The sequence below is a fragment of the Pannonibacter anstelovis genome (assembly GCF_036881715.1).
In the GTDB taxonomy this organism is placed as follows: domain Bacteria; phylum Pseudomonadota; class Alphaproteobacteria; order Rhizobiales; family Stappiaceae; genus Pannonibacter; species Pannonibacter anstelovis.
In genome coordinates this window covers 71797-98535 of sequence record NZ_JBAKBF010000001.1, presented here as the reverse complement: position 1 = coordinate 98535, position 26739 = coordinate 71797, and the positions used below count along the sequence as shown (strand labels likewise).

General features: G+C 62.0%; 27 protein-coding genes and 3 tRNA genes. 15 read left to right on the top strand and 15 right to left on the bottom strand.

The window, feature by feature from the left end:
• Positions 1-20 precede the first annotated feature (20 nt).
• Entirely contained in the window at positions 21-1763 is a 1743-nt protein-coding gene (locus tag V6L75_RS00470; RefSeq protein ID WP_334249583.1) for a glycosyltransferase family 39 protein, read from the bottom strand.
• Positions 1764-1911: 148 nt separating this feature from the next.
• On the opposite strand from V6L75_RS00470, the gene V6L75_RS00465 reads away from it, so the two are divergent.
• Both V6L75_RS00465 and V6L75_RS00460 read left to right on the top strand, forming a co-directional pair.
• Positions 1912-2748, top strand: coding sequence for a phosphodiesterase (locus V6L75_RS00465; protein ID WP_334249582.1), 837 nt, complete (start codon positions 1912-1914; stop codon positions 2746-2748).
• A gap of 24 nt (positions 2749-2772) precedes the next feature.
• Entirely contained in the window at positions 2773-3315 is a 543-nt protein-coding gene (locus V6L75_RS00460) for a CAP domain-containing protein (RefSeq protein WP_334249581.1), read from the top strand.
• A gap of 259 nt (positions 3316-3574) precedes the next feature.
• Here the strand turns inward: V6L75_RS00460 and V6L75_RS00455 are convergent, their stop codons facing one another.
• Positions 3575-4687: a YcaO-like family protein gene (locus V6L75_RS00455; protein ID WP_334249580.1), complete on the bottom strand. Its 1113-nt coding sequence runs from the start codon at positions 4685-4687 to the stop codon at positions 3575-3577.
• A 579-nt stretch (positions 4688-5266) separates the two neighbouring features.
• On the opposite strand from V6L75_RS00455, the gene V6L75_RS00450 reads away from it, so the two are divergent.
• Together V6L75_RS00450 and V6L75_RS00445 are read left to right on the top strand one after the other, a co-directional pair.
• Entirely contained in the window at positions 5267-5539 is a 273-nt protein-coding gene (locus V6L75_RS00450) for a hypothetical protein (protein WP_334249579.1), read from the top strand.
• 81 nt (positions 5540-5620) lie between these two features.
• A complete protein-coding gene (locus V6L75_RS00445) occupies positions 5621-5929 on the top strand; it encodes a hypothetical protein (protein ID WP_334249578.1) in 309 nt (102 codons plus the stop codon).
• 37 nt (positions 5930-5966) lie between these two features.
• On the opposite strand, the gene V6L75_RS00440 is transcribed toward V6L75_RS00445, so the two are convergent.
• Positions 5967-8099 (bottom strand): AfsR/SARP family transcriptional regulator, encoded by a 2133-nt coding sequence (locus V6L75_RS00440; RefSeq protein ID WP_334249577.1) that lies wholly within the window; start codon positions 8097-8099, stop codon positions 5967-5969.
• 331 nt (positions 8100-8430) lie between these two features.
• Between V6L75_RS00440 and V6L75_RS00435 the strand changes: the two genes are divergently transcribed.
• Positions 8431-8697, top strand: coding sequence for a hypothetical protein (locus V6L75_RS00435; protein ID WP_208977403.1), 267 nt, complete (start codon positions 8431-8433; stop codon positions 8695-8697).
• A 342-nt stretch (positions 8698-9039) separates the two neighbouring features.
• Here V6L75_RS00435 and V6L75_RS00430 read toward each other — a convergent pair.
• Positions 9040-9116 (bottom strand) — tRNA-Arg (locus tag V6L75_RS00430).
• 130 nt (positions 9117-9246) lie between these two features.
• Positions 9247-9552, bottom strand: a complete 306-nt coding sequence (locus tag V6L75_RS00425; RefSeq protein WP_019966239.1) for an ETC complex I subunit — start codon at positions 9550-9552, stop codon at positions 9247-9249.
• A gap of 385 nt (positions 9553-9937) precedes the next feature.
• On the opposite strand from V6L75_RS00425, the gene V6L75_RS00420 reads away from it, so the two are divergent.
• Positions 9938-10165: a hypothetical protein gene (locus V6L75_RS00420; protein WP_334249576.1), complete on the top strand. Its 228-nt coding sequence runs from the start codon at positions 9938-9940 to the stop codon at positions 10163-10165.
• Between the two features lie 148 nt (positions 10166-10313).
• Positions 10314-10823, top strand: a complete 510-nt coding sequence (locus V6L75_RS00415; protein WP_334249575.1) for a hypothetical protein — start codon at positions 10314-10316, stop codon at positions 10821-10823.
• On the opposite strand, the gene V6L75_RS00410 is transcribed toward V6L75_RS00415, so the two are convergent.
• The 5 genes from V6L75_RS00410 to V6L75_RS00390 form a co-directional block, all read right to left on the bottom strand.
• Positions 10783-11484: a hypothetical protein gene (locus V6L75_RS00410; protein WP_334249574.1), complete on the bottom strand. Its 702-nt coding sequence runs from the start codon at positions 11482-11484 to the stop codon at positions 10783-10785. The two genes, V6L75_RS00415 and V6L75_RS00410, sit on opposite strands and share 41 nt — an antisense overlap.
• A gap of 168 nt (positions 11485-11652) precedes the next feature.
• Positions 11653-11729, bottom strand: a tRNA-Pro gene (locus tag V6L75_RS00405).
• A gap of 123 nt (positions 11730-11852) precedes the next feature.
• Positions 11853-12320 carry a DUF192 domain-containing protein gene (locus V6L75_RS00400; RefSeq protein WP_425498631.1) on the bottom strand — a complete coding sequence of 156 codons (468 nt, stop codon included), beginning with the start codon at positions 12318-12320 and terminating at the stop codon, positions 11853-11855.
• A gap of 327 nt (positions 12321-12647) precedes the next feature.
• Positions 12648-13232 (bottom strand): cold-shock protein, encoded by a 585-nt coding sequence (locus V6L75_RS00395; RefSeq protein WP_334249992.1) that lies wholly within the window; start codon positions 13230-13232, stop codon positions 12648-12650.
• A gap of 176 nt (positions 13233-13408) precedes the next feature.
• Positions 13409-14173, bottom strand: coding sequence for an SIR2 family NAD-dependent protein deacylase (locus V6L75_RS00390; RefSeq protein ID WP_334249573.1), 765 nt, complete (start codon positions 14171-14173; stop codon positions 13409-13411).
• A gap of 152 nt (positions 14174-14325) precedes the next feature.
• Between V6L75_RS00390 and V6L75_RS00385 the strand changes: the two genes are divergently transcribed.
• The 3 genes from V6L75_RS00385 (at position 14326) to V6L75_RS00375 (ending at position 16879) form a co-directional block, all read left to right on the top strand.
• Positions 14326-14766, top strand: coding sequence for a VOC family protein (locus V6L75_RS00385; RefSeq protein WP_334249572.1), 441 nt, complete (start codon positions 14326-14328; stop codon positions 14764-14766).
• Positions 14767-15006: 240 nt separating this feature from the next.
• Positions 15007-15081, top strand: a tRNA-Glu gene (locus tag V6L75_RS00380).
• Positions 15082-15319: 238 nt separating this feature from the next.
• Positions 15320-16879, top strand: coding sequence for a caspase family protein (locus V6L75_RS00375; protein ID WP_334249571.1), 1560 nt, complete (start codon positions 15320-15322; stop codon positions 16877-16879).
• Positions 16880-16897: 18 nt separating this feature from the next.
• Here V6L75_RS00375 and V6L75_RS00370 read toward each other — a convergent pair whose 3' ends face one another.
• The 4 genes from V6L75_RS00370 to V6L75_RS00355 form a co-directional block, all read right to left on the bottom strand.
• On the bottom strand, positions 16898-17689 hold the full coding sequence (locus V6L75_RS00370) for a PPC domain-containing DNA-binding protein (RefSeq protein ID WP_334249570.1): 792 nt from the start codon (positions 17687-17689) through the stop codon (positions 16898-16900).
• Between the two features lie 98 nt (positions 17690-17787).
• Positions 17788-18546: an SDR family NAD(P)-dependent oxidoreductase gene (locus tag V6L75_RS00365; protein WP_334249569.1), complete on the bottom strand. Its 759-nt coding sequence runs from the start codon at positions 18544-18546 to the stop codon at positions 17788-17790.
• Between the two features lie 43 nt (positions 18547-18589).
• Entirely contained in the window at positions 18590-20233 is a 1644-nt protein-coding gene (locus V6L75_RS00360; RefSeq protein ID WP_334249568.1) for an acyl-CoA synthetase, read from the bottom strand.
• A gap of 56 nt (positions 20234-20289) precedes the next feature.
• Positions 20290-21099, bottom strand: a complete 810-nt coding sequence (locus V6L75_RS00355; RefSeq protein ID WP_334249567.1) for an IclR family transcriptional regulator — start codon at positions 21097-21099, stop codon at positions 20290-20292.
• Between the two features lie 267 nt (positions 21100-21366).
• Between V6L75_RS00355 and V6L75_RS00350 the strand changes: the two genes are divergently transcribed.
• The 5 genes from V6L75_RS00350 to V6L75_RS00330 all read left to right on the top strand — a co-directional run bounded on the left by V6L75_RS00350 (position 21367) and on the right by V6L75_RS00330 (position 25906).
• A complete protein-coding gene (locus V6L75_RS00350; RefSeq protein WP_334249566.1) occupies positions 21367-22371 on the top strand; it encodes a DctP family TRAP transporter solute-binding subunit in 1005 nt (334 codons plus the stop codon).
• Positions 22372-22491: 120 nt separating this feature from the next.
• Positions 22492-22977, top strand: a complete 486-nt coding sequence (locus V6L75_RS00345) for a TRAP transporter small permease (protein WP_334249565.1) — start codon at positions 22492-22494, stop codon at positions 22975-22977.
• On the top strand, positions 22970-24310 hold the full coding sequence (locus V6L75_RS00340; RefSeq protein WP_334249564.1) for a TRAP transporter large permease: 1341 nt from the start codon (positions 22970-22972) through the stop codon (positions 24308-24310). The genes V6L75_RS00345 and V6L75_RS00340 overlap by 8 nt, the downstream gene beginning before the upstream one ends.
• A gap of 75 nt (positions 24311-24385) precedes the next feature.
• Positions 24386-25255 carry a polyphosphate kinase 2 family protein gene (locus V6L75_RS00335; protein WP_334249563.1) on the top strand — a complete coding sequence of 290 codons (870 nt, stop codon included), beginning with the start codon at positions 24386-24388 and terminating at the stop codon, positions 25253-25255.
• 186 nt (positions 25256-25441) lie between these two features.
• Positions 25442-25906: a DUF2147 domain-containing protein gene (locus tag V6L75_RS00330; RefSeq protein ID WP_334249562.1), complete on the top strand. Its 465-nt coding sequence runs from the start codon at positions 25442-25444 to the stop codon at positions 25904-25906.
• 73 nt (positions 25907-25979) lie between these two features.
• Here the strand turns inward: V6L75_RS00330 and V6L75_RS00325 are convergent, their stop codons facing one another.
• On the bottom strand, positions 25980-26696 hold the full coding sequence (locus V6L75_RS00325) for a glutathione S-transferase N-terminal domain-containing protein (RefSeq protein WP_334249561.1): 717 nt from the start codon (positions 26694-26696) through the stop codon (positions 25980-25982).
• Positions 26697-26739: the final 43 nt, after the last annotated feature.

Sequence of the window (26739 nt, the reverse complement as noted above, 5' to 3'; positions counted from 1 at the left end):
GGGCCTTACCTCTTGCACTCTTATCTTGCGGCAGGTCCGGGCACATAAAGCCCCAGATCAAGCTGCCGCCCCCCGTTGATATTCAGGCCCTGTACCCTGCCTGCCAGCACGGGCACAAGTCCATCGTTGCTGGCGGCCGCCAGAAATGCCTGTTCCTGACGGCTTTCCACGACGGCAACGCGGCAGGAACCAGGCTCCTGCGCCAAGAAGGCTGCCGCTTCCTCCGCCGGACCAAGAACGGTATCCGTGCCCTGCAGGAAGACGAAACTCGGCTCGCTGAATCCGGCTGAGGCAACCTTAACAGGCGTGCAGTCTGCGGCTTCGGAAATCGCTGCCACGAGACGCGGACTGACCCAGATCGCCGACAGTCCAGGCCCCACAAAGCCCCAGAAGCCGGTGGTCATGGCAACCGCAGCCGCGCAGGAGCGCCAGAGGGCACCCGTCATGTCACCACGCAACAAGCGCATTGAAGCCCAGACGCTGATCACAGCAGCAATCGCGCAGAAAACCACGCCCGGAGGAGACGGCCAGTCGCCAAGGAACAGCGGCCCGGCCACCGAGGCTGCCGCAATTGCCACCGGAAGCAGCGCCATCAGCACAGCCGCAATCCAGCGCAGCACACGGCCGGACGCGGGCCGCCCGTCCACGACAACCAGGGCGGCGGGCAGCGCAAGGGCGGGAAGCAGCGGCATGGTATAATGCGGCAGTTTGGTCGCCACCAGTTCAAACACCACCCAGGCCGGAACGAACCAGGCAGCACAGAACTGCACGAGCGGAAGGGAGCGCAGCGCCCAGATGCGCGGGGCCGCCAGAACCAGAAAGGCCGGCAGCGGCCAGAACACCACAAGCATTGCCGCCAGATGGGTCAGCGGCGGTGCGCCGTGGCTTTCCTGACCTTCCGCAACCTTGCCCATCAGATCACGGCCGATGGCCTCTTCAAAGAACGTGCCCTTGGACGCAATCCAGATCGCCACAAACCACGGCAGCACCAGCAGGAGCGTCAAAACGGCACCCGGCAGCGGTGCGGCGGCGCGGAACCAGCCAATCCGGCGGCGCATCAGGGCGAGAGCGGCCACCGTCAGGCCCACGATCATTGGCGCCACGGGCCCCTTGACCAGAATGCCGAGCGCCAGCGCTATCCAGAAGACCAGCGCCAGCCCCCAATGGCGCCGTGTGGCATCATCTGCCAGATAGATCCGCGCCAGTGCTCCTTGCGCCAGAACGATGGAAGCAAAGAGCGTGGCATCCGTCTTGCCGAGGCGGCTTTCCACACCAAGGATCAGCGCCAGAGCCACCAGCATGCCGGCCACGAGGGCGGCGGGCGGCCCGGTGAAGGCGCGTGCCGTCCAATAGACCGCCAGCACCACCGTCAGTGCCGCCAGCAGCGATGGCAGCCGGTAGACCCACAATGGCGCTGATGCGTCATGCCCGGTGATCTTCACGGCCGCTGCCTGCAGCCAGTAGATGCCGATCGGCTTCTTGTAGCGCGGCTCCTCCTGCAGGCGGATGTCCATATAGTCGCCGGTTTCAAGCATCTGCTTGGTGGCCTGCGTGAACCGCGGCTCGTCCCGGTCAAGCGGTGGAACGGCCGACTGGCCCGGCACAAACATGAACAGCGCCAGAAGAAGAAGCAATGCGGGGGCAAACAGGTCATGCCCAAGCAGCTTCAGCCAGGCCGTATGCGGCCGTGGATCGCGCGCCTGTGCCATGCCGGCTGCGCCGCCTTCGATGCTCTCGCCTGTCTGCTGCTCGGTCTCATGCATATGACTGTTCCGGAACCGTTTGCACCTGCCATGTGATGCTGCACCGCTTCCTACAGGAGAGCAATCCAAAGGGGAACCTGAGACTTGCGCGAAACGCGGTTTCCACTATCGTCCTCCTGCCCTTTCCATGGAGCGGAACCCAAGGCTGATGACCCTGATTGTCCAGATAACCGACCTGCACCTGCGCCCGCGCGGTCTTGCCTGCTACAGGGTGAGCGACACAAACATGCTGGCGGCCCGGGCCTTTCGTGCGATTGCCGCCCTGCCGCAGAAACCCGATGCCGTTGTCATTACCGGCGATCTGACAGACGGCGCCGATGAGCGGGAATATGCCCTGCTGCGCCAGCTTTGCCAGCAGCTCTCCTGCCCGGTCTATGTGATGCCAGGCAATCATGACCTGACGGCCGCCATACGCAGCGAGCTGGCGGGTTTTCCGGGCGTGGGGGATGCCCCCGCCGGGGACAAGCTGCATTATGCCGTTACCATCGGCGGCCTGCGCCTTGTGGTGCTGGACAGCAGCGTTGCGGGCAAGCCTTATGGCCGGCTGGGCGGGGAACAGATCGCCTGGCTTGACCAGACCCTTGGTGCTGATCACACACCCACCCTCGTTGCCCTTCATCACCCGCCCAAGGTGACCGGCATCGCTCATATGGACGTGATCGGCCTTGCGGACACCGAGGCGCTTGCGGCGATCCTTTCGGGCCATCATCACGTGGAGCGGCTGATCTGCGGCCATGTACACCGGACAATCATCGCCCGTTTTGCCGGTACGGTCATGACCCTGTGCCCCAGCACAGCCCATGCCTGCGTTCTGGACTTCTCGCCAGAAGCCCCTGCCGAATTCGTGATGGAACCTCCTGCATTTTTTGTGCACCGGCTCGACCCGGAGGCTGGTTTGTCCAGCCATCTTCACTATGTAGAGGCATATCCGGGTCCATATCCCTTCTTTGCTGACAAGGGCGTTAGCTGGCCTGGCGAAAAATGATTTTTTTCAACACCCTGAGGGATGATGCTGAGACATAACCTTACCCGGCGCGACGCCCTGCGCCTGACCTTGCTTGGCGCTGCCGTTCTTCCCCTTGCGGCCTGCGGCGGCGGATCGGGCAGCCAGTTCGACCGCAATGTGCCCATAGAACCGGTTTCCGTTGACCGGGATGAGATGCTGCAGAGGTTGAATGGTTTCCGCGCAGAAAACGGCTTGCCACCGTTGCGCGCCGATGGGCGTCTGAACGAAATCTCGGCATGGATGGCCAATCACATTGCCCGTTGGGACAGCATGAATACGCGCGAGCACAGAGCCATCGCCCTTGCCCGCCGCCTGGATGGGCATGGCTACGAACATTATGCCGCGGCGGAAAACCTCGGTGCCGGTTATGACAGTCTCGATGCTGCCATGGCCGGGTGGAAGGGCTCTGCCGGGCACCGCCGCAACCTTCTCAACCCCTACGTGACACGGGTTGGCATTTCGCGAGTGCGCCGGCCAACCGGCAAGTGGCGTCATTTCTGGGTGATGACGCTCGCCCGGCCGAAAGAAGATGGCCGCCCAGGTTGACGGCCTTCACAATCCGGACAAAAAAGAGGCGGGCAAAAGCCCGCCTTTAAAGTCTGGTTTCCAGAGACCCCAAGAGGGGAACCGGCACGAAGCCGGTGAGAGCGCCGCTCCAAAAGTGGAGTATCAGTCTCAGGTTTTTTCTAAGCCGTCAGACCGGACCTGTCAAGCGCTCTGCCATCCGGAATTTCACGCATCTGACAGCAGCAAACATCTGCCCCTGCAAACCGGCAGGAGCTTGAATGTGACAGCACCCGGCAGATCAGAACGGATAGAGCCTCCCGGAAAACTCCCCCTCGTCTGCAGGAAATGGCCTCAACCCCCACCGGACAGGAGACGTGAAGAGCCGCGAATTACCGAAGCGGGGGAGCCAGGAGCACAGATCGGGACTGATCGCCTTCATGCACATAAGCCCGGTCTCGGGCCTAGAGCAATCTGCCAGCCAGACCCGGATATTCTGCGCTATGAGTGAGGCTTCAAACTCATGCCAGGAAAACTCCCGTTCCAGTTCCCGCACGACAGAGGCTGCAGACACCTCCAGCCGCAGATCCTGCCGAACGTCCCTTGCCGCGTAAGACAACAAAGCAGAGCCCGGACTGCCACTTTTGCCCGGCGCAGATGCCCGGCCGGCAAGATCCAGCGCCAATTCACCTTGCACGAGTTCCCCGATTGCAGACTGAAGCACCGCACCTGGTTCCAGCCCGCCAGCGGCACCGATAACACCGGATTTTCCGTCTTCGCCGTAGGAAACGGCGGCGACCACGTGGAGGGAAAAGTCAACTGGCAAGTAAAGAAATTGGGTGACGCGCTCTCGTCCGGAGAGCCAGTCTGCACATACTTTAGGCAGATACGCCCTCACCTGGGCCCAGGACACAGGGGTTATCCCCAGCCGGTTGTGCCACCAGATCCCGGCAGCATCCCGTTCGGCAAGTTCCAGCACCGCGCGCCGGGCTGCCGTTTCCCGATCCGTCCAGACCGCTGCCCCCAAGGTTGACCCTAGCGGAACCTGGGGTATCCCTGCGTTCTGCCCTTCGCCAAGCAGAACGGCAAAGGCGGGAATCAGCGCCGTCCCGCCTGAGAAGGCAGAGCTAACACGCATCCGGCGCCGGGACAGCCGGTTCCAGCCTATGCTTTGGCCCTCCCAAACCGCCGCAAGCGCGGGAACGCGGGCGGCCAGTCCCTTCTCCTGAGCAGCACTGAACTGCAGGAAGTCACCGGCTGGCAGTTCCTCCCCGTCTTCTGCCTGCCGCTCCAGCACCAGCGGATCCTCATGCCCCTGCGAGATCAGACTGAGCCTTTCCGCCAGTTCGCCAAGGCAGCCCAGCACCGCCCGGTGCCGCTCGAGCCCCTGCCCGCCGCAAGCCAGCTGCGCCATGAGCGGCTGCAGAGCCTCTTGCCCCCAACTCCGAGGCAAGAGGCCTGGCATTGCCGTACAAACATGGACCGGACAGTCCGCCAGCGGCGCAAAGGCGATCCGGGGGGCAAAACGGTCCAGAAACCCTGCAAACAGGCGCAGGGTCTGCACCGGAATACCCTCAGCGGCCTGCAACCTGCCGCCGCACTGCCGCAGAAGGCCGCAGGACATCAGGAAGGACAGAGCCTGGGCCGTCGCGTCCGTTCCGCTTCCTCCTTGCGCCACAGCTGTGAACGCCCCTTCAGGGTCCGCTACAGCCTTTTCGGCAGCCCGCAGAAATGCCCCATTTTGTGCCACTGCCTTTTCCACAAGCCTTCACCGTTCAAAGGTTGCAATGCTGGCGAGGTCCAGCGTGCCTCTTGCCGAACGGCCGAACCCGTCGCAGCCTGAATGTGGAACGGACGCCCCGGTCAGTCTGCTGACGGGAGCACGTGACACCAGCATCAGGCAAGACCCTTTCATCGTGAAACGCATGCGTTTCCCGAAACGGAGGCCGTTACCCTGCTGCCAGGCAACAACACCAGAATGAAGAGGTTCGTCATGAAGCAGGAAGCCATTCTCGACAGTAAGCTCTCCCTTGGCGCGCTCATCGGCAAGACCGTGAACGACGCGGCGACTGCCGGCGAAGCTGCAACCGCTGCTGCCAAGCACCTTTCCGGCGTCACCATCCATGCGGACAGTGCCGACACCGTGCATCTGGTCATTCCTTCGGTCATCGACACCGCCCGCCTTGCGGCCGCTGACGAAACCTATTTCGAAGAGCTTGGCCGCAAGGCTCTGGGTGCGTGCTTCTACGACATCCTGCCGGAATAAGACCGGGATACAGGTCAGTCCTCACATTGGCGGGCTGACCTGTCCATGCCGCATTCAGCAGCCCATGCAAGGACAGGTGCCATGGCGCGTTTTCCCCTGCCCGCCTCCAAAATCCCCGTGCTTGGCCGCATTCTGGCTGAAGCAGCAGCAGATCCTGACAAGCGTGATGCACTCTGCCGCAATCCGGCTGCTGTCCTTGCCGCTGCCGGTTTGCCTGCAAACCTAACGGCGCTGTTTGACTTCAAGATTGTCGTGGAGACGGCTGAGGCCCGGCATGTGGTGCTTCCGTTCCGCTACAATGCCGACAAGCTTGCCCGCGGCGATGCCGCCTATCTGCAGGAGATCGAAAGCGGCCTTGGCCAGAGCGCAGTGGCGGGCCCGCTGCATTGATGCCGCTTGCAGCAGCACGCTCATGCCCCCTCGCTCCTCAGGCGTGCCGCGCCAGCCCGACAGTTTCACGCAGGCTGTTCATGGCCAGATCAAACGAGGCCCGCGCCTCCGGATCCTGAAACAGATTCACGCTGTCCAGCCATTGCCGCAGCTGCCGTGAAGTCTGCCAGCGGCTGCTGGTTCCGAGCTGACGCTCCATACACTGCAGCAGGAGGGCGCGCGCAGCTTCCGCATCCTGCATATGTCCGGCACGGTACAGCGCGGCAAAACGGGTGGCCAGACCGTGAAGATTGTCGAAGGGGCCGCGTCTTGCATAGTCAGCCGACCGTTCGTAGTCGCCAAGCGCAAAGAACACATTCGCCAGATATCCATAGACGATGCGCGGCGTAACGATCAGCCCGTCAAACCCCTTCTCGGCCGTCTTCAATGCCTGTTCCCTCTCGCCGATATAGGCCAAGGCCTCGGCTGCGGAAATTGTGTTCATCGGATCGAGCGGGTTGAGCTTCAATGCCTGAACAAAGGAACGGCGGGCATCATCCGCACGGCGGGAATGGATCAAGGCCCAGCCGTTCACCCGGTGGTTCACCACCTGCCAGGGATCCAGAGCCACGGCCTTTTCTGTCAGCGACAGCACATGTTCGGCATCAGCCAGCGGCGTTTCGGCCGTCGGATAGAACAGGGCCTGCTTCAGCAGGATGGAAGCCTGCCCGGCATAGGTGAGACTGAAAGACGGATCACTCGTCTGCAGATCCTGCATGATGGCCAGAGCCTTGCGGTCGGCAGAGGCATTGAATTCCCAGATGAGCGACTCAACCTGGCACCAGCGGCCAAAGGGGCTGCGGCCTGGCCGCTGGCGCAGGCGCCCGATAATATGACTGTGGATGCGGCTGACCGTCCGGTAGACGGCTTCGTGAAGCTCGTGACTGGACTTTACCAGATCGAGGTCAATCAGCTCGTGAAAGGCGATCTGCCCGCTGGTCCTGTTCTCCAGCTGGATGCCAAGCCGGTTGAGCGTCCGGTCCCGGTGAAAGCGCAGCAGGAAGCTGCCCAGATCTCCGCCATCCACGCGCACCGGCGCAATGCTGCCGTCACCCGCCCAATAGGCAGCCTCATAGAGCTCAAACGACCGGTAAGCCGAAAGCCCCGTCACCACCTCTTCGCGAACGGCAAATGCCGTCTCATCTCCGGCTGTCTCGTCCCAGGCCATGCTGGAGATCGAAATGACCGGCAGACGCATCTCACCGGGGACGGACGTCTCCATGCTGCCAGCGGGAGAGAACCGGCCAGCTTCGCTGTCAGCGGCCGGCGCCATGGCGGGGGGCGGCGCAGACACGGCCCTCCTGCTCACGGGAAAGGCTACGACGCTTTGCTGCCCAGCCTCCGTACGGGCGCCAGAGGTTTGTGCAGGCGCAGCCAGATGCCCTTCAGAGCCGCCAGCATCCGGCACGTCCTCAAGCAAACGGCGCGTTTCTGCCGAGGGTTCGATATCGAGGAGATTGCGCAGCTCCCGGGCACAGTCTCTGAACTGCTGCTGCGCTTTCTCCTTCTGGCCCTGACGCAGAAAATGCCGGATCAGTTCCTGGTGCCCATATTCATTGGCTGGATCAAGCAGAAGAAGAAACCGCGCCAGCCGCTCGCGCTTGACACAAGCGGCTTGGCCAATCCCTGCCCGGCTTTCTTCCAGCACCTCCGTGATCTTCTTGCTCAGGACCGACCGCACGCGCGCCTGCTCGACGGCAAGCCACTCGCCAAATGCCGGATCAAGCACGTCAAAGCCATGCAGGAAATCACCGGCCCAGAGCGAGCTTATACGGTCCAGTTCACCAGGATCGGCCCCGCCTACGCCCCGTGTCAGCACATCAATGTCTGTCTGAATGTTTTCACGCAAGAGCGACAGGGTGGAGGGTGTTGCCACCACCAGCCGCATTCCAGCCTCTTTCTCGACCTGACGGATGTGGCTGAGGGCCTGGCGCAGAGACATGGCGGAACGGGAGCGGTCACCGTCGCTCCACAGCAGGGCGGATAGCTCACCGCGCGTTTCGGTCCCTCCGGGACAGCGCACCAGATAGCCAAGAATGGCCAAGGCCTTTCGCGTCTTCAGACTCAACGCCCTGCCGCCGCTGTCTTCAAGCTGCGGCACCCCGAGCGTCCTGAAAAACAACCTCGTCATGCTGATCGTCCCACAATCATTCCGGACCAGAAGCAATCAATTCCGCTGCAGACACTCCGGCCCTCAACCATGCCCTTGCTATTTCTGCTCATGTACTAGGATAGATTTCTCAAGGCACAGGCACAACTTGCAACTCAAGAGTGCCGATTCTTCATCTTTACCGCAATCATAGTCAACCTATCACGTTCATTTCACGCTACAACCCGATGATCAACGTACCGGTGTCGTGGCAGGCTGGTTTTCAGTGAGCCGGGAAACCAGCAGCCGCCCAAGGACTGGGTATTTCACGCAAGGCCGGAGAACCGGTCAATATCAGAACGGTAGGTTGCACATGTCGAAAGCTGCAGGACTGACAAAGGCTGAAGCAGCCGCGGAAACAGTGCATGGCCATGACGCCATGCAGGATATGTCTGCGGAGTCCCTCAAGCGCATGATCTATTTCACCCGCCGCGAAGCTGAAAAGGATGGCCGCACTTTCTGCGCCTATCTGCTGACCATGGCAGCCAACGCGCTGGATGATGATGCCGCCGATGTGAATGAGGCCTTGCGGGCGAAGCTGTCGCCGGGCGATCTGCTGCGGAGCACAAAAGCGGGCTGAGCAAGGCCCGCTGGCGCCCCCTGCCCGTGGATTGTCCGGGCAGGGTCTCGCAGGCGTCCTTCACACCTCGGCCATTCTTCCCGGGGCAGGCCAGCGGCTGTTGGCCTGCCCCGTTCGTTTTGCAACGATGGCCCGCCTGATTACGCCTCCTGGCCAACATGCCACCAACAGAACAAAACCGCAGGCTAGCAGGACCTGAAGTTTGCCAGCCGAGACATGAAGGCACCCGCGCTGGGAGCGCTCTGGCCCAAAGCGGCAGCGAACGGCCGCGGACCAAACTATCGCCTACAGCCGCCGGCACCTTGCGGCGCCAGCAATAATGTCAATATTTCCGATGGTTGTTGGCGACCCCTGCAGGATTCGAACCTGCGACCATTCGCTTAGAAGGCGAGTGCTCTATCCAGCTGAGCTAAGGGGCCGTTTGCGCGGATCAAGCCGCACGGGGCACGCCGCAGGGACGGCTTTGCCCGGTGTCCAATTCAAAGACCGCCACGAAAGCGGTACGGGCGGCGTACGGAGCCTGGGAGGCTTCACCCGGTCAGATACGCCTCAATGGGTCCAGGGCGCATGCCGGTCAAAGCGGAAATTGTCCGAATAACTTGCACCGCGAATGGTCCGGTCCTTCGGCTTTTCAACCCGGTAGGCGATACCCTTGCGCTGCGCATAGGCTTCGGCTTCTTCACAGGTTTCAAAGAAGAGGCGCACCTGCTGCTTCATGTCCGAGGACGATGTGTAGCCCATCAGCGGGTCAATGCTGCGCGCAACTTCGGGCTCATAATCAAGCACCCAACGCTGCGTCTTGGCCTTGCCCGACTGCATGGCCGTCTTCGCCGGCCGGTAGATTCGCGCCACCATTGTGTCTGTCCCGTCTCGCTTACGTGCTGCAAGCCGCTGGTTTGCCGGAGTTTTCCCGGCTGCAGCACTCCCGCGCTGCTGCGCCAGCCATTCATGGCTGTTTTCTGCGGGAACGGCGCGAATGTCAACATCACTTGCGCATTGTGCAGGCTGCACAACGGGTTTTGACACAAGGAGCGGACGGCAAAACGGCGCCGGAAGTCAAGAACTGACGGGACTTGCTACAAATTGCAACCGCAGAGCTCACTTTCGATTGCTATGACAAGTGACTGCCTGGAACTATTCTAACAAGGCACCCAAGGATTGCACACGGGCCGTGTACAAGCCGGATCGTGCCGCCGCAGGACGGGATCTGCCCCACTCGCGTGTTTCAGGAAAGTCCGTAATGCCTCTTTTTGACGTAGCCAGATTGCAGCACGAGCATATTGCTCCGGCGCGGAACCGGGCCAGCCGCTTGCGCACTGAAGCGGAACGGCAGGAGCTCGGCCTGATCTGGGACATGATTCTGGCAGTCGACTACCAAGCTGTGAGTGCTGAGGAGCTTTCTCCTGAAGCGCGGGAGGACTTCTACGATGTGATCGAGGTCCTGCTCCGCACATTGGCGCGCGATTGATCTGCTGGCCGTCACCGGTGCGGCAGCTCATGCCCCTCACTTCACGCTTCCGTTTGAAAGACGACTAAGGCATCTTACGCTGCAGACAGGCTCAATGACAGGCGCCCCGGGCCAGGAGGCGCATGCTTCAGGAAAGTTGACCAGCCCGATGCTCGCCCGCCCCCGACAACTCTTTGCCGACCTTGGCAGCAGTGCGATAGAGCGCGGGCTTGCGGATCCCAGACTGTCTCAATTCTACGAAGACATGCGCAGGGCAGGCTCTGTCACAGGGCCGGAGCTGCAGAAACATCTCCCCTACCTCAGCCTTTGCGCCTTGCCGGATGATACCGGAACGGCGCCGCCGATCGTCTATGCGGGGCGGCTGTCCTCGCAGGTCCAGCTTTTTGGCTGTGTATGGAGCGAGCAGTCCGGCGAAGCGATGGTGACCCCGGATCCCGAACTGGAGCGGGCCGCTGCAGGCGGCTACCTGAGTGCTCTGGAATCCGGCACCTACTATGGCTATGGCCGCACCGGTATCCGGCTGGGCGGACGTATGCATGACGTCGCGTATGAAAGGCTGATCATGCCTCTGCGCCCAAGACCTGATTCTCCGGTGCGGATGCTGGCCTATTTCGGCGTCATTCAGGCTCTGGAGCCGCAAGGCCCCGCGCCAGGGTGACGAGATCGGCCCGCGTTGCCCAGACGAGCCAATCGTCGGGCCGGATATGGGCAGGAGGCGAAATCCAATGCGTTCCGGATGGTGCGAAGTGCCTGTACCCGACACGCAGCCCAAAGCCCTTCATGGCATTGGCCTCCGCCATCAGGCCATAAAGATAGTCAGGTGACCATTTGAGCAGAGCCAGCAAAAAGCCGGTCTGCGTCAGCAACTCTGCAAGCCCCCTGCCCCGGATGTCCTTTCTCAGCCAGAGATTGCCGTGATAGACGATCCGGCCTCTCATCCGGAAGGCTTCCGCGGCATGGGCAGTGCCAAGTCTTGCCCCAGCATGCGGATCTTCAAACAAGCGCCGCTGCTGCTGCTGCCAGAAGGCGGCAAGGCTCCTGTCTTTCAGCTCGTCAATCTTGGCAGCTTGAACGGACACAAGCTCGCCCTGCCCGTTATAGGCCCCAACCCAAAAGGCAAGGCTGGCGTGCAGATCAACGAAGCGGATGGAGAAATCCTCCATCAGATAGCGCTCTTCGGTCCGGGACACCGCCTCTTCAAAGGCCTGAAAGTCCGTGCTTTCCTGCAAGGACAACCCTTGCTCCCGGATGCGCCCCGTGAGGGCGGCGAGAGCATCAGCGACGACAAGCGTCGGATCTTCCTGAAATATCAAGGTCATGCGTTTCCCCATCATGCAGATGCCGCGAAACCGCAGCACAACCATGAAGCGATGAAGGACGCAAAAAAGCGAGCTTTGCCTTGCGGACACTTACGTCCGGCGCAAAACGCGGCTGCTCCAGCAGGAACATCCGAGACCTTCGGAAATTTGCAGATTGGAGAAAGATAGTGGTCGGGGCAGCAAGATTCGAACTTGCGACCCTCTGCTCCCAAAGCAGATGCGCTACCAGGCTGCGCTATACCCCGACGTCTGGTACGTGTGCGGTGTACCGCCTTCCCCCGCACAGCGTCAAGCCCGAAGGCCGGGACAATGAGCCCCCCGGCGCAGTTGCGCACCGCCCTTTGCAGGCACGATGCCCGCAGCAACGCTCAGGGCTTGATGCTCGGTGCCGTGACTTTCTGACCCGGTGCAAACTGCAGGCGTGCGGAAGTCCCTGCGATCACTTCCAGAACGTAACGGGCGCTGCCCCCAGAGGAGACGATCTTCTCCGACAGTGGTTCCGTGTTCCTGGCAATGGAAACGATACGGCCCGCCTCATTGATGAAGATCATGTCGAGGGAAATATAAGTGTTCTTCATCCAGAAGAACTTCTCGCCACTATCTGGAAAGACAAACAGCATGCCCGCATCGGCCGCCATCTCCTTGCGGTTCATAAGCCCTGTGGCACGGTCTGACTCAGTGCCGGCAATTTCCACCGTGAAGGTCTGCGGGCCTCCGGCGGTTTCCACGGTCAATTGCTCGGTGGGCAGGCCGGAGGCCTTGGCAAAGGCAGCGGCCCCCAAAACCAGCATGCCGACCAGCACGGCCCGCAAGGCAATTCCAAATGCACCACGCAAACAAGGCGCCGGAGCACCTGTGTTCCGGACGCTCAAGGCACGCAATGGTGCCGTGAAGTGGGTGATACGCATTACTTCCCCCTTCGAGTCTCATACGCAAACTCAGTCAAGTTCCAGTCCAGGCAGAGCTGATACAAGGCTCCGTCAGGATGGCAGTGTCATAAAAAGTGCCGCTTCTTCTGGCGGCATCTTTCAGCCGGACGTCTCTCATCTGAGCCGCCCGGCCTCTTCATCTGGCTCCGCACCCTAGGTGCAAGGTGTTCCCGCGGGATTAACGGGCGGAAATTTCCCTTGCGGCGCAACATTCCGGCGCGCCGCCGCCAATCCTCAATGAGAGGACGGGATGTGGGCGCCGCCGCCGAGCGGGCGGATTTCGGCAGCCATGCGGCCCTTCGGGCCCTGGCCGAACCGGACCTGCACTTCCTGGCCCGGGCGCAGTTCCGTGATCCCAAAGCGGCGCAGGGTCTCCATGTGGATGAAGATGTCTTCGGAGGCCTCGCCCTGTGTGAGGAAACCGAAACCCTTGACGCGGTTGAACCATTTGACGGTCGCCCGCTCGAAGCCGCTCTCCGGCACCACCTGCACATGGGTACGCGAGGGGGGCAGTTGGGAGGGATGCACAGCGGTGGACTCGTCCATGGACAGGACGCGCAGAGCCTGGAGGCCTCGCGGCTTGTCAAGAACCTCACAGACGACGCGGGCGCCCTCATATGCGGTCTGGAACCCGTCCCGGCGCAGGCATGTCACATGCAGCAGGATGTCCGGCAGGCCATCGTTATCCGGAACGATAAAGCCATATCCCTTGGCGATATCGAACCACTTGATCGTCCCGGCCAGCTCGATCACGTCGACTCCGGCGTCTTCCGCCATCGTCTCAATCAGCCGGGGATCCTGAGCCGTCTTAGCCCCCATGTGTCCAAGCCCCATCTCTGTGCCGCTCACGTCAGCTTCGGGTGAACCATCCGACTCACCACTTACTGATTCCTAAGAAAAGGATAACACTCACAGGGGACTCGGCCAGTGCCTTTTGTTAACAAAACACAACCTCTCAGTCTTTGCCCACTGCAATTGCGGCATACCTGTCAATTTTAACCGGCTAGCAGTGCCTCAAAAGTTGCCGCGGCCGGCGTGCGGATGAGGAGAGAGGCAAGATCATCCAGAGGCCCAGGCTGCTGATTAACGATCATCATTTCTGCCCCGGCCTCAACGGCCATTTCCGGCAGGCGCGCTGCGGGATAGACCTGCAGCGATGAGCCGGCCACAACAAAGACATCGGCCTTGCGCGATGCAGCCGCCGCCCGCTGCCAGGGCTCTTCCGGCATGGATTGGCCGAAACTGATCACGGCCGCCTTAAGCAGGCCGCCGCAGGCCGCACAGCGCGGGCTGCGGCCGGCATCGGCCGCCGGCTTTTGCGCCATGAGCCCGGCACGGGCACCACAGGACAAGCATGATGCATAGGTGCCATTGCCATGCAGTTCCACCAGCCTGCCCTCCGGCAGCCCTGCCCGCTGATGCAGTCCGTCGATATTCTGCGTGATCACCAGCAGCACCCGTCCGGCCTCTGCCTCCTGCGCCAGGGCAAGATGGGCAGCGTTCGGGTGCGCGCGGCTGAAATCGCCGTAAAAGATGAAGCGCCGGCGCCAGTCCTCCAGCCGCTGGGCCTTGTCTTCAACGAAATCAGCATATTGAACAGGCGCCATCCTGGACCATATGCCTCCCGGAGACCGGTAGTCGGGAATGCCTGACTCGGTTGAAATGCCGGCGCCGGTCAGGACAACAATCCGCCCGCCGCCGGAAAACACCTCCGTGAGCGCGGCCTGCGCAGCGGTCAGGTCATCAATCTGTCTTGGCATTGCGGTGTCTTGTCATTTTGCAATCTGGCCGTCACGCTGGTTCCGTTCAAGAAACAGAACCCGAGAGTGGCGCAAGGCTGCAGCCCATGGCAAGCCCCGGCCGCAAGGCGGCACATCCAGTGCCCTCCGGGAAATCAGATAAGGGAATCAAGATGCGCTACCTGCACACCATGGTCCGCGTGACCGATGTCGAAGCCTCTCTCGACTTCTATTGCAACAAGATGGGCATGACTGAGGTCCGCCGCATTGAGAACGAGGGCGGGCGCTTCACACTGATCTTCCTTGCCGCGGGCAAGGATGTCGAAAGCGGCAAGGCTCACGCGGCCCCGTTGCTGGAGCTGACCTATAACTGGGATCCGGAAACCTACACGGGCGGACGCAACTTCGGCCACCTCGCCTATGAAGTGGACGACATCTATGCCTTCTGCGCCAGCCTGATGGACAAGGGCGTCACCATCAACCGCCCGCCGCGCGACGGCCGCATGGCATTTGTCCGTTCGCCGGATGGCATTTCCATCGAACTTCTGCAGAAAGGCGAGGCCAAGGCACCGGCGGAACCTTGGTCTTCCATGCCGAACACCGGCACCTGGTAAGGCTTTTCTGCGCCTCTTCGTGAGGGTCCATGGCGCCGCCGGGCAGGAAATCATGGCCTGAAATCAAGGCTGTGGATATTTTGCCCGGCAAAAAGGCGCGGATTTCCGCGCCTGGCGCCCGCTCCCAGCAGCGTGCAGTCCGGACCTGTGGAAAAACATGCAAATACCCTCTTGCAGCCTCAGAACAATCTGCCTATAAGCCTCCTCACACGACGCGGCCCACACGGGCCAGACAGTCAAGCGCCCATCGTCTAGCGGTCAGGACGTCGCCCTTTCACGGCGAAAACAGGGGTTCGATTCCCCTTGGGCGTACCACTCTCTTCCTGTGAGAGTGACGATATAAAAGACGCTTCGGCGTCTTTTTTCGTTTTTGCCTCAACCAATTCATTCACTGCCGCTTTGCGGATCACGCACCTGATCTTCCCTTTCTGCTGCGTGAAAAAGCTCTGGCTGAGCGCGTCAAGCTTGCAGGCATACCGCTGGCCATGGCAAAACTTTGTCAGAGAAAACCTGACGAATTGCCGGTTTCGCTTCCTCGCGAAAGGTCCTGAAGATGCTTGCGCGCGCGCTTACCTGTCTTCTCCTGCTTCTTGCCGGCATCAGCCCGGCTCTGGCCAAGCGCGTTGCGCTGGTGATGGGCAACGGAGCCTATGTCCACACCGTCGCACTGCCGAATCCGGCCAATGATGCGCGCGCCATGTCGGCCAAGCTGAAGGGCCTCGGCTTCGAGGTGGTGGCGGGCTATGACCTCGACTATCACGCCATGCGCCGCACCGTTGCGGAGTTTGCGAAGGAGGCACGCGGCGCCGATGTGGCTCTGCTGTTCTATGCCGGGCACGGCATGCAGGTGGGCGGCACCAACTATCTCGTGCCCGTGGATGCGAAGTTCGACGACGAGACTGCGCTCGATTTCGAAACCATCTCCGCCGACTTCGTGCTGCGGCAGATGTCCAATGACGTAAAGGTGCGGATGGTGTTTCTCGATGCATGCCGCGACAACCCGCTGGCGCGCACGCTGGCCCGGTCCATGGGGCCGTCCCGTTCGGCCGGTGTTGGCGCGGGTCTGGCAGAGTTAAAGCTGCAGGATCAGGGCGGCGAAGGCTCCGTCATTGCCTTTGCCACCAGCCCCGGCGACGTGGCCCTGGATGGAGAGGGCAGCAACTCGCCCTTCACCAGCGCTCTGCTGCGCCACATCGATGCGCCCGATACGCCGATCCAGACCGTCATGACCCGTGTGACGGGAGATGTTTTCAAGGAAACCGGTCAGAAGCAGCGCCCCTGGGTCAATGCCTCGCTGATTGGCGAAGTCTATCTCAACCGTTCCGCAGCGCCTGCCAATGCCAATACGGAAACGACCGTTTCGCAGGACGCGGCAGCTGTGGCCTCCGGCACGGTTCCCGTCAGTGCGGCACTTGCCTGGGAGCGGGAAAAGGCGCTTTGGGACGCGGCAGCGGCAGGCGGCACGGTGGAGGACTACAACGTTTATCTGGTCGCCTATCCAACCGGCAGCTTTGCCGACTTTGCCCGCAATCAGATCAAGCGCATTGAAGCAGCCAGCGCCCCGGCCTCGGATGAGGTTGCAGCAGAAGACGGCGCTGCCGGCACGGCCGGGCAGGAGGAAACGGCCGAAGGCACCAGAACACAGAAAGCCGGTACGGCCAACGTCTCCTCCACAGCATCAGTAACGGCAGACGAAACGGCGTGGTCCCGGTTCAAACGCCGGGAAATCCAGTTCCGCCTGAACCTTGCCGGATATGATTCAGGCACACCTGATGGCGTCTTCGGCGCCCGCTCACGTGCAGCGATCAGCGCGTGGCAGGGCGACAATAGCTATGATCAGACCGGCAGCATGTCGGAGGCAGAATACAATCTGCTGAAGGAACAGACGCAGGCCGACTTCCTGGCTGCGGCACAGCAGCGCCCGCAGCGGCAGTTCTCGCGGCCTCAGCAGGTGCAGCGCGGCACTACGGCGGATGGTTCTCCCATCTACGCGGCAGAGCCTGAGCACCTGCCGCCGGACGCAGCACCCGAGCGGGATCCGATGATGGATGCGGCGGGCGCGGCGCTTCTGGGTGGGGCCATTGGCGGCATTCTCAACGGCATCCGCCGCTGATCCTGTCCAGAGCGGCACTCACGCGACTTCGATCAGCAGCAATTCAAAGGTCACGCAGACCGGATTGCAGCCCTGCCGCAGGATGCCGGTGCTGATGGCGCCATCAAGACCAACGAGGGCAATGTCGAGGCATGTGCCCTGCCCGCGCCGCCAGGAGCCGGAGCGCACCAGCACTTCCGTTGCATAGGACGGGATGGAGGTTCCGTCCTCATAATCCGCGCCGACCAGAGATCCGATGCCATGCACCGAAGCTGCCTCAAAACCGGCAACCTGGCAGGCCTCTGAGATCATGACGCAGACATCCACATTGGGCCGGATGGTCAGCAGCAGACCGCGGGCACTGCCCGCCCTCTCGCGTTCCGCTTCGCCGGGTGCGGGCGGCACAGACTCTGGTGCGAACAACGGAAAGTTGGTTTCGGCATCAGAGCGCGTCACCAGTTGCGCGCCGGAGATGGCCAGAACATCCACCTCCGCCGGTCCGGCCAGTTCCGCTTCGAAGGGCAGGAGATGCCCCATGGCTTCCGGCGCCCCTGCCGGTGTCCAGATGCCGTGGCAGTGCAGGAAAGGCGCACCATCTCTCTGCCCAAGATGCAGTCCGGCCCGGGCGATCCGGCTGCCGGGCCCGCCCTCATGCGTGGCACTGTACCAGGCGGCGTGGCTGTCATCCGGGCTCTCTGCAGGAATCACATAGTTCATGCGCGCCATGGCAACGTCCTCAAGGCTGACGTAGCCTGCCGAATAGCCCGTCTCCGCAAAGGTGCGTGACAGGGTAGCCAGAACCGTTTCACCCGGCAGAGGATCAAGTGTCATGCGCAGCGGCCGCACCCGGCAGGGCACCGCAGACAGACGTACAGACGCAACCGTGCCGGGATGGTGAATCCTGCGCAGGCCGCCGCCAGCCTCTCCCCTCATACTGCGAGCCCCGCGGTCACGAATCCGCCGTCAACGGCCAGAACCTGACCGTTCACATAAGATGCTTCCTCCGACAGCAGAAAGGCAACCGCACTGGCAATTTCCTCCGGCTGACCGTAGCGGTGCAGCGGCACGCGCTTATGCCACTGCTCGCGCACGTCCGGCGTATGCACGGCTCGGGCCAGCGGCGTGTCCACGGGCCCGGGAGCCACAGCGTTGACCCGGATGCCGGAGCCTCCAAGCTCGTTGGCCATGACCAGCGTCATGAGGTTCAATCCGCCCTTCGATGATCCGTAGGCCGAGCGGCCCTTGTTGCCGCACAGGCCCGAAATGGAGGTGATGTTGACGATGGCGCCCGGCTGGCGCTTCTCCAGCCACAGACGCGCCGCTGACCGGCAGACAATGAAGCTGCCCGTGAGGTTCACATCGATCACCTTCCGGAAATCCTCGACGCTTGTTTCGACCGCCGGCCGGTCAAATCCGATGCCTGCGGAGTTTACAACGCCCGCCAGACGGGACACGGCAGAAACTGTGTTCATGGCCGCCTCGACAGACATTTCATCCGCAACGTTACAGACGATCCCGCGTGCTTCCGGAATTCCCAGCTCCTTGCAGGCTGTGGAAAGCGCCTCAGCCTTCAGATCCAGCAGCCAGGGCTCGTAACCCAGGCTCTGCAGCTTGTGCGCCGTCGCCAGACCGATACCGGACGCTCCTCCCGTGATTGCCACAGCCTTCGCCTCGTCCAGACCGTTCATTGCCGCTCCTCCCTGTCCCTTTTGCCTCCAGGCCTTGCTGCCTTCAGGCTCTGTCATCCGGCACCGGGATTTCACCCCGGCGCAGAAGTTCCTCCCGGATCATCTTCTTGGTGATCTTGCCGTAGGCCGACTTGGGCATCGCCTCCCAGAACACAGTGATCTTCGGCAGCTTGTAACGGGCGACCTTGCCGTCCAGCCAGCCGCGCAGATCAATGGCAGATGTGTCAGCGCCGGGCCGCGCCACACAGACCGCAACGCCCGCCTCGCCCCAGACCGGATCAGGAATGCCCAGCACGGCCGTCTCGGTGATGTCCGGATGCAGGAGGATCTTCTCCTCGATCTCGCGCGGATAGATGTTGGAGCCGCCGGAGATATACATGTCCGAGGAGCGGCCGGTGATGTAGACGAAGCCATGCTCATCCATGTGGCCAAGGTCTCCGGTGCGGAACCAGCCATTGCGGAAGGCCTTGGCATTGGCGTCCGGATTGTTGAAATAGCCCGCGAAAACAGCAGGCCCGATGACGCAGATCTCCCCCGTCGCGCCCGGCGCCACCGGTTCGCCGTTCTCATCCTGGATTTCCACCTGCATGCCGGTGCGCTCGAAACCGCAGGTGCCGATGCGCGCGTCAGCTCCATCTTCCAGCGTGTGCAAGGCGGGCGGCAGGACGGTGATGTTGCCGGTCACCTCGCCAAGGCCAAAATATTGCACGATCACCTTGCCCAGCTTTTCCAGCGCCCGTTTCTGGTCCGCCCGGTACATGGGGGCGCCGGCGTAGATGACATACCGGAGGCTCGAATGGTCGTACTGATCCGCCGAAGGGTCTTCCACCAGCATTTTCAGGATGGTCGGCACGGTGAAGGCATTGGTCACCTTCCAGCGTTCCACCAGCGCCCAGATGCCCGGCACATCGAGCTTTTCGGAAGCCGGCAGAATCGTCTTGGCACCATGAGCCACCTGCGTCAGCTGATGCACGCCTGCCCCATGCGACAGCGGCGCCACAACGATGGAGGCATCCTCCGGCCCCGTCCCCGGCATCAGGTCGCACAGGTGATTGGTGATGACGAAAGCCATCTGGCCGTGTGTCAGGATAGCCGCCTTGGGCCGCCCGGTGGTGCCGGAGGTGAAGAAGAACCAGCATGGATCATCGCGGAACACAGGCACCGGCGCCTGCTTGCGGCCCATGTTGCGGGCTGTGATGGCGTCGTAGTCCTCGGCGAACGCCGATGCGCCGATGGAGATGACAAAGCTGAGTGATGCCGCTTCCGCCCGGCAGGCAGCCGCATGGCCGGGAAACTGTGCGCCGCAGATCATGCCCTTCGCGCCGCTGGCTTCCGCCAGATAGGCCACCTCCTCCGGCGACTGGCGGAAATTGGCAGGAACCCACACGGCACCGGCCCGGAAGCAGGCGAACATGGATTCGAACATCTGGTTGCAGTTGGCCGACTGAATCAGCACCCGGTCGCCCTTGCGGACGCCGAATTCATGCACAAGTGCATGGGACATGGCCTCTGCCCGGGCCTCCATCTGCGCCCACGTCCAGTGCCGCTCGCCCCAGACAAAGCCGATGGCATCGGGATGGCGGCGGGCCGCCTGGGTGAGGAACTGGCTGAGGTTCATCACCCGCGTGGTGGCCGGAGCCACCCCGCCCGAAAGATCCTGCGTCTGGCTTGCCTCTGTCACTTGCATTCGTCCTCCCAAACAACGAATTCCGTGCCCAGCTCTCCTCAAGACGGGCGAAAAGATCAGGCGCTGATGGCCCGCGCTTCGTTTTTCTGCTCGCGGCTGGCGAACATGGCAGCAAGCTTTTCCTCCACCCGCTGCACTTCGTCATGCAGATATCCGGCCAGTTCCTGCTGGCGCGGCTCCTGCAGGCGGCTGTCGATGGCCGCAATGCTCAGCGCGCCGATCACCCGCCCGTCCGGATGGCGCAAGGCAGCGCCGATGCCCCAGGAATTGGCAAAGATCAGTCCCGGATTGAGCGAAAAGCCGCGCCTGCGCGTCTCCTCCACACGCTCAAGAATCCGCTCCGGCGGCAGGGCCGGATAGCGCTCGGCAAGGATCTGGGCATTCTCGGCCAGCACCTGCGCCACCTCCTCATCCGGCAGTCCGGCCAGCATCGCAAGCGACCCGGCCCCCACGCCAAGGGGATGCTCCTGCCCCGCCAGCAGCGCATGGGTGCGCACCGGATAGCCCCCCTCCTCCCGGTGCAGACACACCGAAAAAAGCCCGCGCCGCAGCGACACAAAACTCGTGTCCTCCGAGCGGCGGGACAGGCGCCGCAGGCTCTCCAGGCAGATCTCCACAAGACTGAACCGGCGCGCCGCCATGATGCCCAGCACATAGGCCTCTGCGCCAGGATAATAGCGGCGCGTCACAAGGTCCTGCTCGACAAGACCGGCACGGATCAACGCCAGCAGCAAACGGCGCACCGTCGGCTTGTTGAGGCCACTCTCGTCAACAAGCACCGACAGCGGCGCACCAGCCGCTGCATGCCGTCCCACCCTCGACAGAAGCGACAGGGCCCGGTCCACGCTCTGTGAGCCATTCAGCATCTGCAAGTTGCCTGTGCAAGGTTCATATTATGGACCTTAAAACCACGCCCGTTCGATCATCTCAAAAGCAAGCTTATTTCTTCTTGCCCAGACGCTGCAAGAGGCTATTGTCATAGGACTGATTGGATCTAAACTTGTTCCATATTATGGACCTCGAGATAGCGCGGGAGGAAACAGCGTTATCACGCGGGCCGGAATAAAGCTGCAGGTAGCATGACGGCACACATGGGGCAGCGTCCCTGTGTGACAAAAAGTGGAGGAGACACAATGAAGTTCGAGAAGCTGAACCGGCTCGCGCTGACGGCCACCGTTGCCCTTGCAGCCCTCATGGGCACGGCATCGGCAGAAACCCTGCGCCTTTCGCACAACACCGGCGATTCCACGTCATGGCACAAGGGCGCGGAGAAGTTCAACGAGTTGCTCAGCGCTGCGACCGATGGCGCCTATGACGTCAAGGTCTTCCCGAATGCATCCCTCTCCGGCGGCGACCAGATGAAGCAGGCGGAGATGGTGAGCCGCGGCTTCCTAGACTTCGTCGTCACCTCGGCGATCAACGTCACGCCGCTTGTGCCGGAAATGGCAGTCTTCTCGCTGCCCTATCTCTATTCGGACTATGAGGCCGTCGATGCGACCACGGACGGCGCACCTGGGGACAAGATGAAGGAGATCATGGCGGGCCATGACATCATCGTTCTGGCCTGGGGTGAAAACGGCTTCCGCGAAGTCACCAACAATGTGCGCCCCATCAAGACGCCAGAGGACATGAAGGGCCTCAAGATGCGCGTTGCGGGCCCGATGTACATCGACGTGATGAACGCGCTGGGCGCCAATCCGCAGCAGATGCAGTGGACCGAGACCTTCACCGCCCTGCAACAGGGTGTGGTGGACGGACAGGAAAACCCCATCGGCGCGGTGATCATTCCCCAGCGCGTCTATGAAGTGCAGAAATACCTGTCCACCTGGCACTATTCCTATGACCCGGTCTTCCTCGGCATCAGCCGCAAGCGCTGGGAAAGCTTCGATGATGCCACCAAGGCCAAGGTCCAGCAGGCTGCCAGCGAAGCCATGGCCTACCAGAAGGACATCACCCGTCAGGCGACCGCCAGCGGCATCGAGCTGCTGAAGGAAAAGGGCATGGAGATCTACGAACCCACGGCGAAAGAACTCCAGGCCTTCCGTGATGCCACGAAGCCGGCCTTCGACAAGTGGTCGGAAAAAGTCGGCCCCGAGCTGGTGAAGACCTTTACGGACACCATCGCCGCCAAGCAGTAGGCGAGCCGTGCGGCGCGTCAGCCACGGGGCAGACGCGCCGTTCCCCTTGCCATTGTGTCTGCCCCCTGATCCGCCGGATCTCCCTGCAGATCCGGTCCGCATGCCGTGGAGCCTGTCCGCATGTCCTTCCTGCTGCGAGAGGCAGAAAAACTCATCTGCGCCTTCATCTTTGCCGGCATGACAGTGCTTGGCTTCGTCAATGTGGTGGTACGCTACGCCACCAGCTATTCCCTCGCCTCGACGGAAGAGATCCTGACGAATGGCTTCCTGCTGCTGACGGTGTTCGGCGCAGCTGTTGCGGCCCGCAAGGGCGACCATCTGGCCGTCACCCTGATCTACGAGATGGTGCCGCAGCCGCTGCACAAAGCCATTTTGATCTTCGCCACGCTCATGTCCGCCGTTCTGCTGGCGCTCTCTGCCAAATACACATTCGATCTCGTCCAGAGCCAGATGAAGAGCGGTGTGCGGTCCTACGCGCTGCAGATCCCGGCCTGGTATTACAGCTTCGCCCTGCCCATAGGCTTTGCCTTCATCCTGCTGCGCCACCTCCAGTACAGTCTGGACTGCTGGCGCACGCTCTGTGCAGAAGGAAAAGCCCATGCTTGAACTCTGGTCCAATATGGGTGCGGGCACACAGATGATCGTGCTGTTCTTCCTGCTGCTGGCACTCCGGTTGCCCGTCGCCTTCGCGCTGGGGCTCTCCGCTTTCTATGCCATGTGGTCCATCGGCTTCGGGCTGGAAATGGCGGGCGATCTCATCGCCACCGGCATAGCCAAATATTCGCTGCTGGCGATCCCCTTCTTCATTCTGGCAGGCACCCTGATGGGCAGCCTTGGCATTGCGGAGCGGATGATCCGTTTCTTCCGCGTGCTCATCGGCGGCCTCCCCGGAGGCATGGGTATTGTCGGCACCACTGTCTGCCTGTTCTGGGGCGCGGTCAGCGGCTCGGGTCCTGCCTCTGTTGCCGCCATCGGCCCGCTGATCATCAAGGGCATGGAGGAGGACGGCTATCCGAAGCCCTTCGCCGCCGGGCTGGTCTGCACGGGAGCTGCGCTGTCCATCGTCATTCCGCCCTCCATCGGCCTTGTCATCTATGGCGTCATTGCCGAAGCGTCGATTTCGAGCCTGTTTATCGCCGCCATCATCCCCGGCCTGTTTCTTGGATTCCTGATGCTCGCCGCCCTGCCCTTCGCGCGCAGCGGCGATGCTGCCAAGGGCGCCGAAACGCTGAAGCGCCTGCTTCCGGCCGATCCTGATGCAGGCCTGCCCTATGGCCAGCGCCTGCGCCGCTCCTTCGTCTCCAGTTTCTGGGGCCTGCTGACGCCGGTGGTTATTCTCGGCGGCATCTATTCCGGTGCTTTCACGCCAACGGAAGCAGCCCTCGTGGCCACCGTCTACGCCCTGCTCGTGGGGGGGCTCATCTACCGGACTCTCACCTTGCGCGGGCTCTATCAGGCTTTGGTGGAGGCAGCAGCTTCCTCTGCTGTGGTGATGCTTGTCGTCGCCTATGCCAGCCTTTTCGGCTGGGTGGTCACGGTCGACGATCTGATCGGCCAATACTCCACGGCCCTGCTGGGGATTTCCGACAATCAGTGGGTGATCCTGCTGGTCATCATGCTCATCCTGCTGATTGCGGGCATGTTCATGGATGCGGTGACCATCATGTTCATCTGCCTGCCGATCTTCCTGCCGGTGGCTCAGCATCTGGGCTGGGACCCGGTTTGGTTCGGCGTCGTGGTGATGATCAACCTTGCCATCGGCCTCTTCACGCCGCCTGTCGGCATCAACCTCTATGTGGCGGCAAACATCACGAAACTGCCGCTGGAGCGGGTGGCGCAGGGCGTGCTGCCCTTCCTCATCACCAGCCTTCTCGGCCTTGCCGTGGTCTGCGCCATTCCCAGCATGTCGCTCGTGCTGGTGGAATGGCTGAAACCCTGAGGCAGCTGCTGCCTTGTTGCCTTTGCCGGCTGTGGACGTCATTGTCAGCCGGCAGAGCAGCCAAGGGAGACCAGAATGGCCGGCAGTCAGGAAGAACGTGATTGGCTTGAAACCCTCCGGGTGAAGCCGGGCCAGAAGGTCGATCTGTCAGCTTGGCCCACCGCAGACAAGCCCAACGGGCACGACAAGGATGCGGCAGAGGCGCGCACGGCAGAAGTCACCCAGTCGCTCGCACAGCTGCAGTTCCTGCTCTATGCAGACGCCCGCTCCTCCCTGCTTGTCGTGCTGCAGGGGCTGGATGCTGCCGGAAAGGATGGGACCATCCGCAAGGTCATGTCCGGCCTCAACCCGCAAGGGGTAAAGGTGACCTCCTTCAAGCAGCCGACGGCGCAGGACCTCGCGCATGATTTCCTCTGGCGCGTGCACAAGGCGGTGCCGGGCAAGGGCGAAGTCGGCATCTTCAACCGCTCTCACTATGAAGACGTGCTGGTGGTGCGGGTGCATGAATTGGTGGAGGAAAAGGTCTGGCGTGCCCGCTATGACCACATCAATGCCTTCGAGCAGCTTCTGACGGCCAGTGGCACGCGCATTCTCAAGTTCTTCCTGCACATCAGCCCGGAAGAACAGCTGGAACGCTTCGCCGTGCGCCTCAACGACCCCACCCGGCAGTGGAAGATCAGCGAGGCAGACTATACCGAACGCAAGCACTGGGACGCCTACACCAAAGCCTATGAGGACGCGCTGGAGCGCACCTCCACCAAGGATGCGCCCTGGTATGTGATCCCGGCTGACCGCAAGTGGGTGCGTAACTTCGCCATCGCGCGGATCATCGAGGAAACACTTCTGTCGATGGACCTGAAAACTCCGAAGGTGAGCGTCGATCTGGAAGACATCCGCCGCCACTATCATGCAGCCGTTGCGGCCGCGGGTGCGGACGCCCGATGATCCTCTGCCATCGCAGGAAGCTTGTGCCCTCACGGGCACGAGTTTTTTCCAAGCGTGAAATTTAGCTACCCACTTCCGTTACGGCACGGCTTTTCAGCCGCTTTGAAACATCATAGCCTTCCGTTTGCGTAAACGGCACCTTGTCTGTTTGAGGAGGCAGGCAGGTGCTCTGGGAGGAGACACGCAATGATGCTTTCACTTGTCCGCAACACCTCAGCCCGCAGGCTGTCCGCAAGGCTCGGCGGCGGTCTTCTGCTAGCTGCTTCCCTGATACTGATGCTTCCGGCCGCTTCCGCGCAGGCCGCAGATGCTTCAGGCGAATGGACGCGCCCCAGCGGGTCATCGCGCATCAAGATTGCCCCCTGCGGCGGCAACCTCTGCGGCACCATCATCTGGCTGAAAGAGCCGCGCAACGACATCAAGAACCCGGACCCGGCAAAGCAGAGCAAGCCCCTGCTCGGCACACAGATCGTTCTCGGCATGAAGCCGACCGGCAAGGACGGGCAATGGAAGGGCCAAGTCTACAATGCCGAGGACGGCAAGACCTACACCGGTTTCATTCAAATGGACGGCGCCGACAAGATGACGCTGGAAGGCTGTGTCATGGGCGGCCTCATCTGCAAGGGCGAGACCTGGTCACGGGTGAAATGACGCATTGATCTGCCAGGTTTTGCGGGCCGGTCTATCCAATGGGAGACCGGCCCGCTGTATCGGAAGTGTACAATCAGCGGGCGCGCTGACCGAACAGAACCTTCTGCGCGTCCTTGTCCTCTGCCAGCGAGGCCTGCCGCTCACGTTCCTCACGGCCAACGGCAAGGCCGCGCTGCACGGCGGGACGCTCCTCCAGGCGCGCCTTCCAGGCCTTCACATGGGGGAACTCTTCAAGGTCCATGCCCTGGTTCTTCCAGCCCTGCGCCCAGCCGATGATGGCCATGTCCGCGATGGTGTATTCACTAGCTGCGACGTATTCACGCCCTTCCAGCCGCTTGTTGAGAACCCCGTAGAGCCGGTGCGTCTCGTTAAGGTAGCGGTCCATGGCGTAGGGGATTTTTTCAGGCGCATAGATGCGGAAATGATGGTTCTGGCCCAGCATCGGGCCAAAACCGCCCATCTGCCACATCAGCCACTCATCCACCTCGACCCGCTTGCGCTCGTCTGCCGGATAGAACACGCCGAACTTGCGCCCGAGATATTGCAGGATGGCGCCGGATTCAAAGACGGAAATGGGTGCGCCGCCCGGCCCTTCCGGATCAACAATCGCCGGCATGCGGTTGTTGGGCGCAATGGCCAGAAACTCGGGGCGGAACTGCTCACCCTTTCCGATATTGACGTATTTCACCTCATAGGGGACGCCAAGTTCCTCCAGAAGGATCGAGATTTTCCAGCCGTTCGGCGTTGGCCAATAATGCAGTTCGATGGGTGCTGTCTGGGTCACGGGCATCTTGGGCTCCAGTTCGCGGGATCAGGGCGGGCAAGTGCCCCCT

What these genes read in the sequence shown, in the direction of transcription:
- V6L75_RS00345 (WP_334249565.1), top strand. Translation starts at nt 22,492, where the DNA reads ATGTCCTTCCTGCTGCGAGAGGCAGAAAAACTCATCTGCGCCTTCATC.
- V6L75_RS00410 (WP_334249574.1), bottom strand. Translation starts at nt 11,484, where the DNA reads ATGACCTTGATATTTCAGGAAGATCCGACGCTTGTCGTCGCTGATGCT.
- V6L75_RS00365 (WP_334249569.1), bottom strand. Translation starts at nt 18,546, where the DNA reads ATGAACGGTCTGGACGAGGCGAAGGCTGTGGCAATCACGGGAGGAGCG.
- V6L75_RS00435 (WP_208977403.1), top strand. Translation starts at nt 8,431, where the DNA reads ATGTCGAAAGCTGCAGGACTGACAAAGGCTGAAGCAGCCGCGGAAACA.
- V6L75_RS00350 (WP_334249566.1), top strand. Translation starts at nt 21,367, where the DNA reads ATGAAGTTCGAGAAGCTGAACCGGCTCGCGCTGACGGCCACCGTTGCC.
- V6L75_RS00420 (WP_334249576.1), top strand. Translation starts at nt 9,938, where the DNA reads ATGCCTCTTTTTGACGTAGCCAGATTGCAGCACGAGCATATTGCTCCG.
- V6L75_RS00390 (WP_334249573.1), bottom strand. Translation starts at nt 14,173, where the DNA reads ATGCCAAGACAGATTGATGACCTGACCGCTGCGCAGGCCGCGCTCACG.
- V6L75_RS00335 (WP_334249563.1), top strand. Translation starts at nt 24,386, where the DNA reads ATGGCCGGCAGTCAGGAAGAACGTGATTGGCTTGAAACCCTCCGGGTG.
- V6L75_RS00360 (WP_334249568.1), bottom strand. Translation starts at nt 20,233, where the DNA reads ATGCAAGTGACAGAGGCAAGCCAGACGCAGGATCTTTCGGGCGGGGTG.
- V6L75_RS00385 (WP_334249572.1), top strand. Translation starts at nt 14,326, where the DNA reads ATGCGCTACCTGCACACCATGGTCCGCGTGACCGATGTCGAAGCCTCT.
- V6L75_RS00450 (WP_334249579.1), top strand. Translation starts at nt 5,267, where the DNA reads ATGAAGCAGGAAGCCATTCTCGACAGTAAGCTCTCCCTTGGCGCGCTC.
- V6L75_RS00355 (WP_334249567.1), bottom strand. Translation starts at nt 21,099, where the DNA reads ATGCTGAATGGCTCACAGAGCGTGGACCGGGCCCTGTCGCTTCTGTCG.
- V6L75_RS00455 (WP_334249580.1), bottom strand. Translation starts at nt 4,687, where the DNA reads ATGGCGCAGCTGGCTTGCGGCGGGCAGGGGCTCGAGCGGCACCGGGCG.
- V6L75_RS00330 (WP_334249562.1), top strand. Translation starts at nt 25,442, where the DNA reads ATGATGCTTTCACTTGTCCGCAACACCTCAGCCCGCAGGCTGTCCGCA.
- V6L75_RS00415 (WP_334249575.1), top strand. Translation starts at nt 10,314, where the DNA reads ATGCTCGCCCGCCCCCGACAACTCTTTGCCGACCTTGGCAGCAGTGCG.
- V6L75_RS00460 (WP_334249581.1), top strand. Translation starts at nt 2,773, where the DNA reads ATGCTGAGACATAACCTTACCCGGCGCGACGCCCTGCGCCTGACCTTG.
- V6L75_RS00340 (WP_334249564.1), top strand. Translation starts at nt 22,970, where the DNA reads ATGCTTGAACTCTGGTCCAATATGGGTGCGGGCACACAGATGATCGTG.
- V6L75_RS00440 (WP_334249577.1), bottom strand. Translation starts at nt 8,099, where the DNA reads ATGACGAGGTTGTTTTTCAGGACGCTCGGGGTGCCGCAGCTTGAAGAC.
- V6L75_RS00375 (WP_334249571.1), top strand. Translation starts at nt 15,320, where the DNA reads ATGCTTGCGCGCGCGCTTACCTGTCTTCTCCTGCTTCTTGCCGGCATC.
- V6L75_RS00465 (WP_334249582.1), top strand. Translation starts at nt 1,912, where the DNA reads ATGACCCTGATTGTCCAGATAACCGACCTGCACCTGCGCCCGCGCGGT.
- V6L75_RS00425 (WP_019966239.1), bottom strand. Translation starts at nt 9,552, where the DNA reads ATGGTGGCGCGAATCTACCGGCCGGCGAAGACGGCCATGCAGTCGGGC.
- V6L75_RS00395 (WP_334249992.1), bottom strand. Translation starts at nt 13,232, where the DNA reads ATGGGGGCTAAGACGGCTCAGGATCCCCGGCTGATTGAGACGATGGCG.
- V6L75_RS00445 (WP_334249578.1), top strand. Translation starts at nt 5,621, where the DNA reads ATGGCGCGTTTTCCCCTGCCCGCCTCCAAAATCCCCGTGCTTGGCCGC.
- V6L75_RS00470 (WP_334249583.1), bottom strand. Translation starts at nt 1,763, where the DNA reads ATGCATGAGACCGAGCAGCAGACAGGCGAGAGCATCGAAGGCGGCGCA.
- V6L75_RS00325 (WP_334249561.1), bottom strand. Translation starts at nt 26,696, where the DNA reads ATGCCCGTGACCCAGACAGCACCCATCGAACTGCATTATTGGCCAACG.
- V6L75_RS00370 (WP_334249570.1), bottom strand. Translation starts at nt 17,689, where the DNA reads ATGACACTTGATCCTCTGCCGGGTGAAACGGTTCTGGCTACCCTGTCA.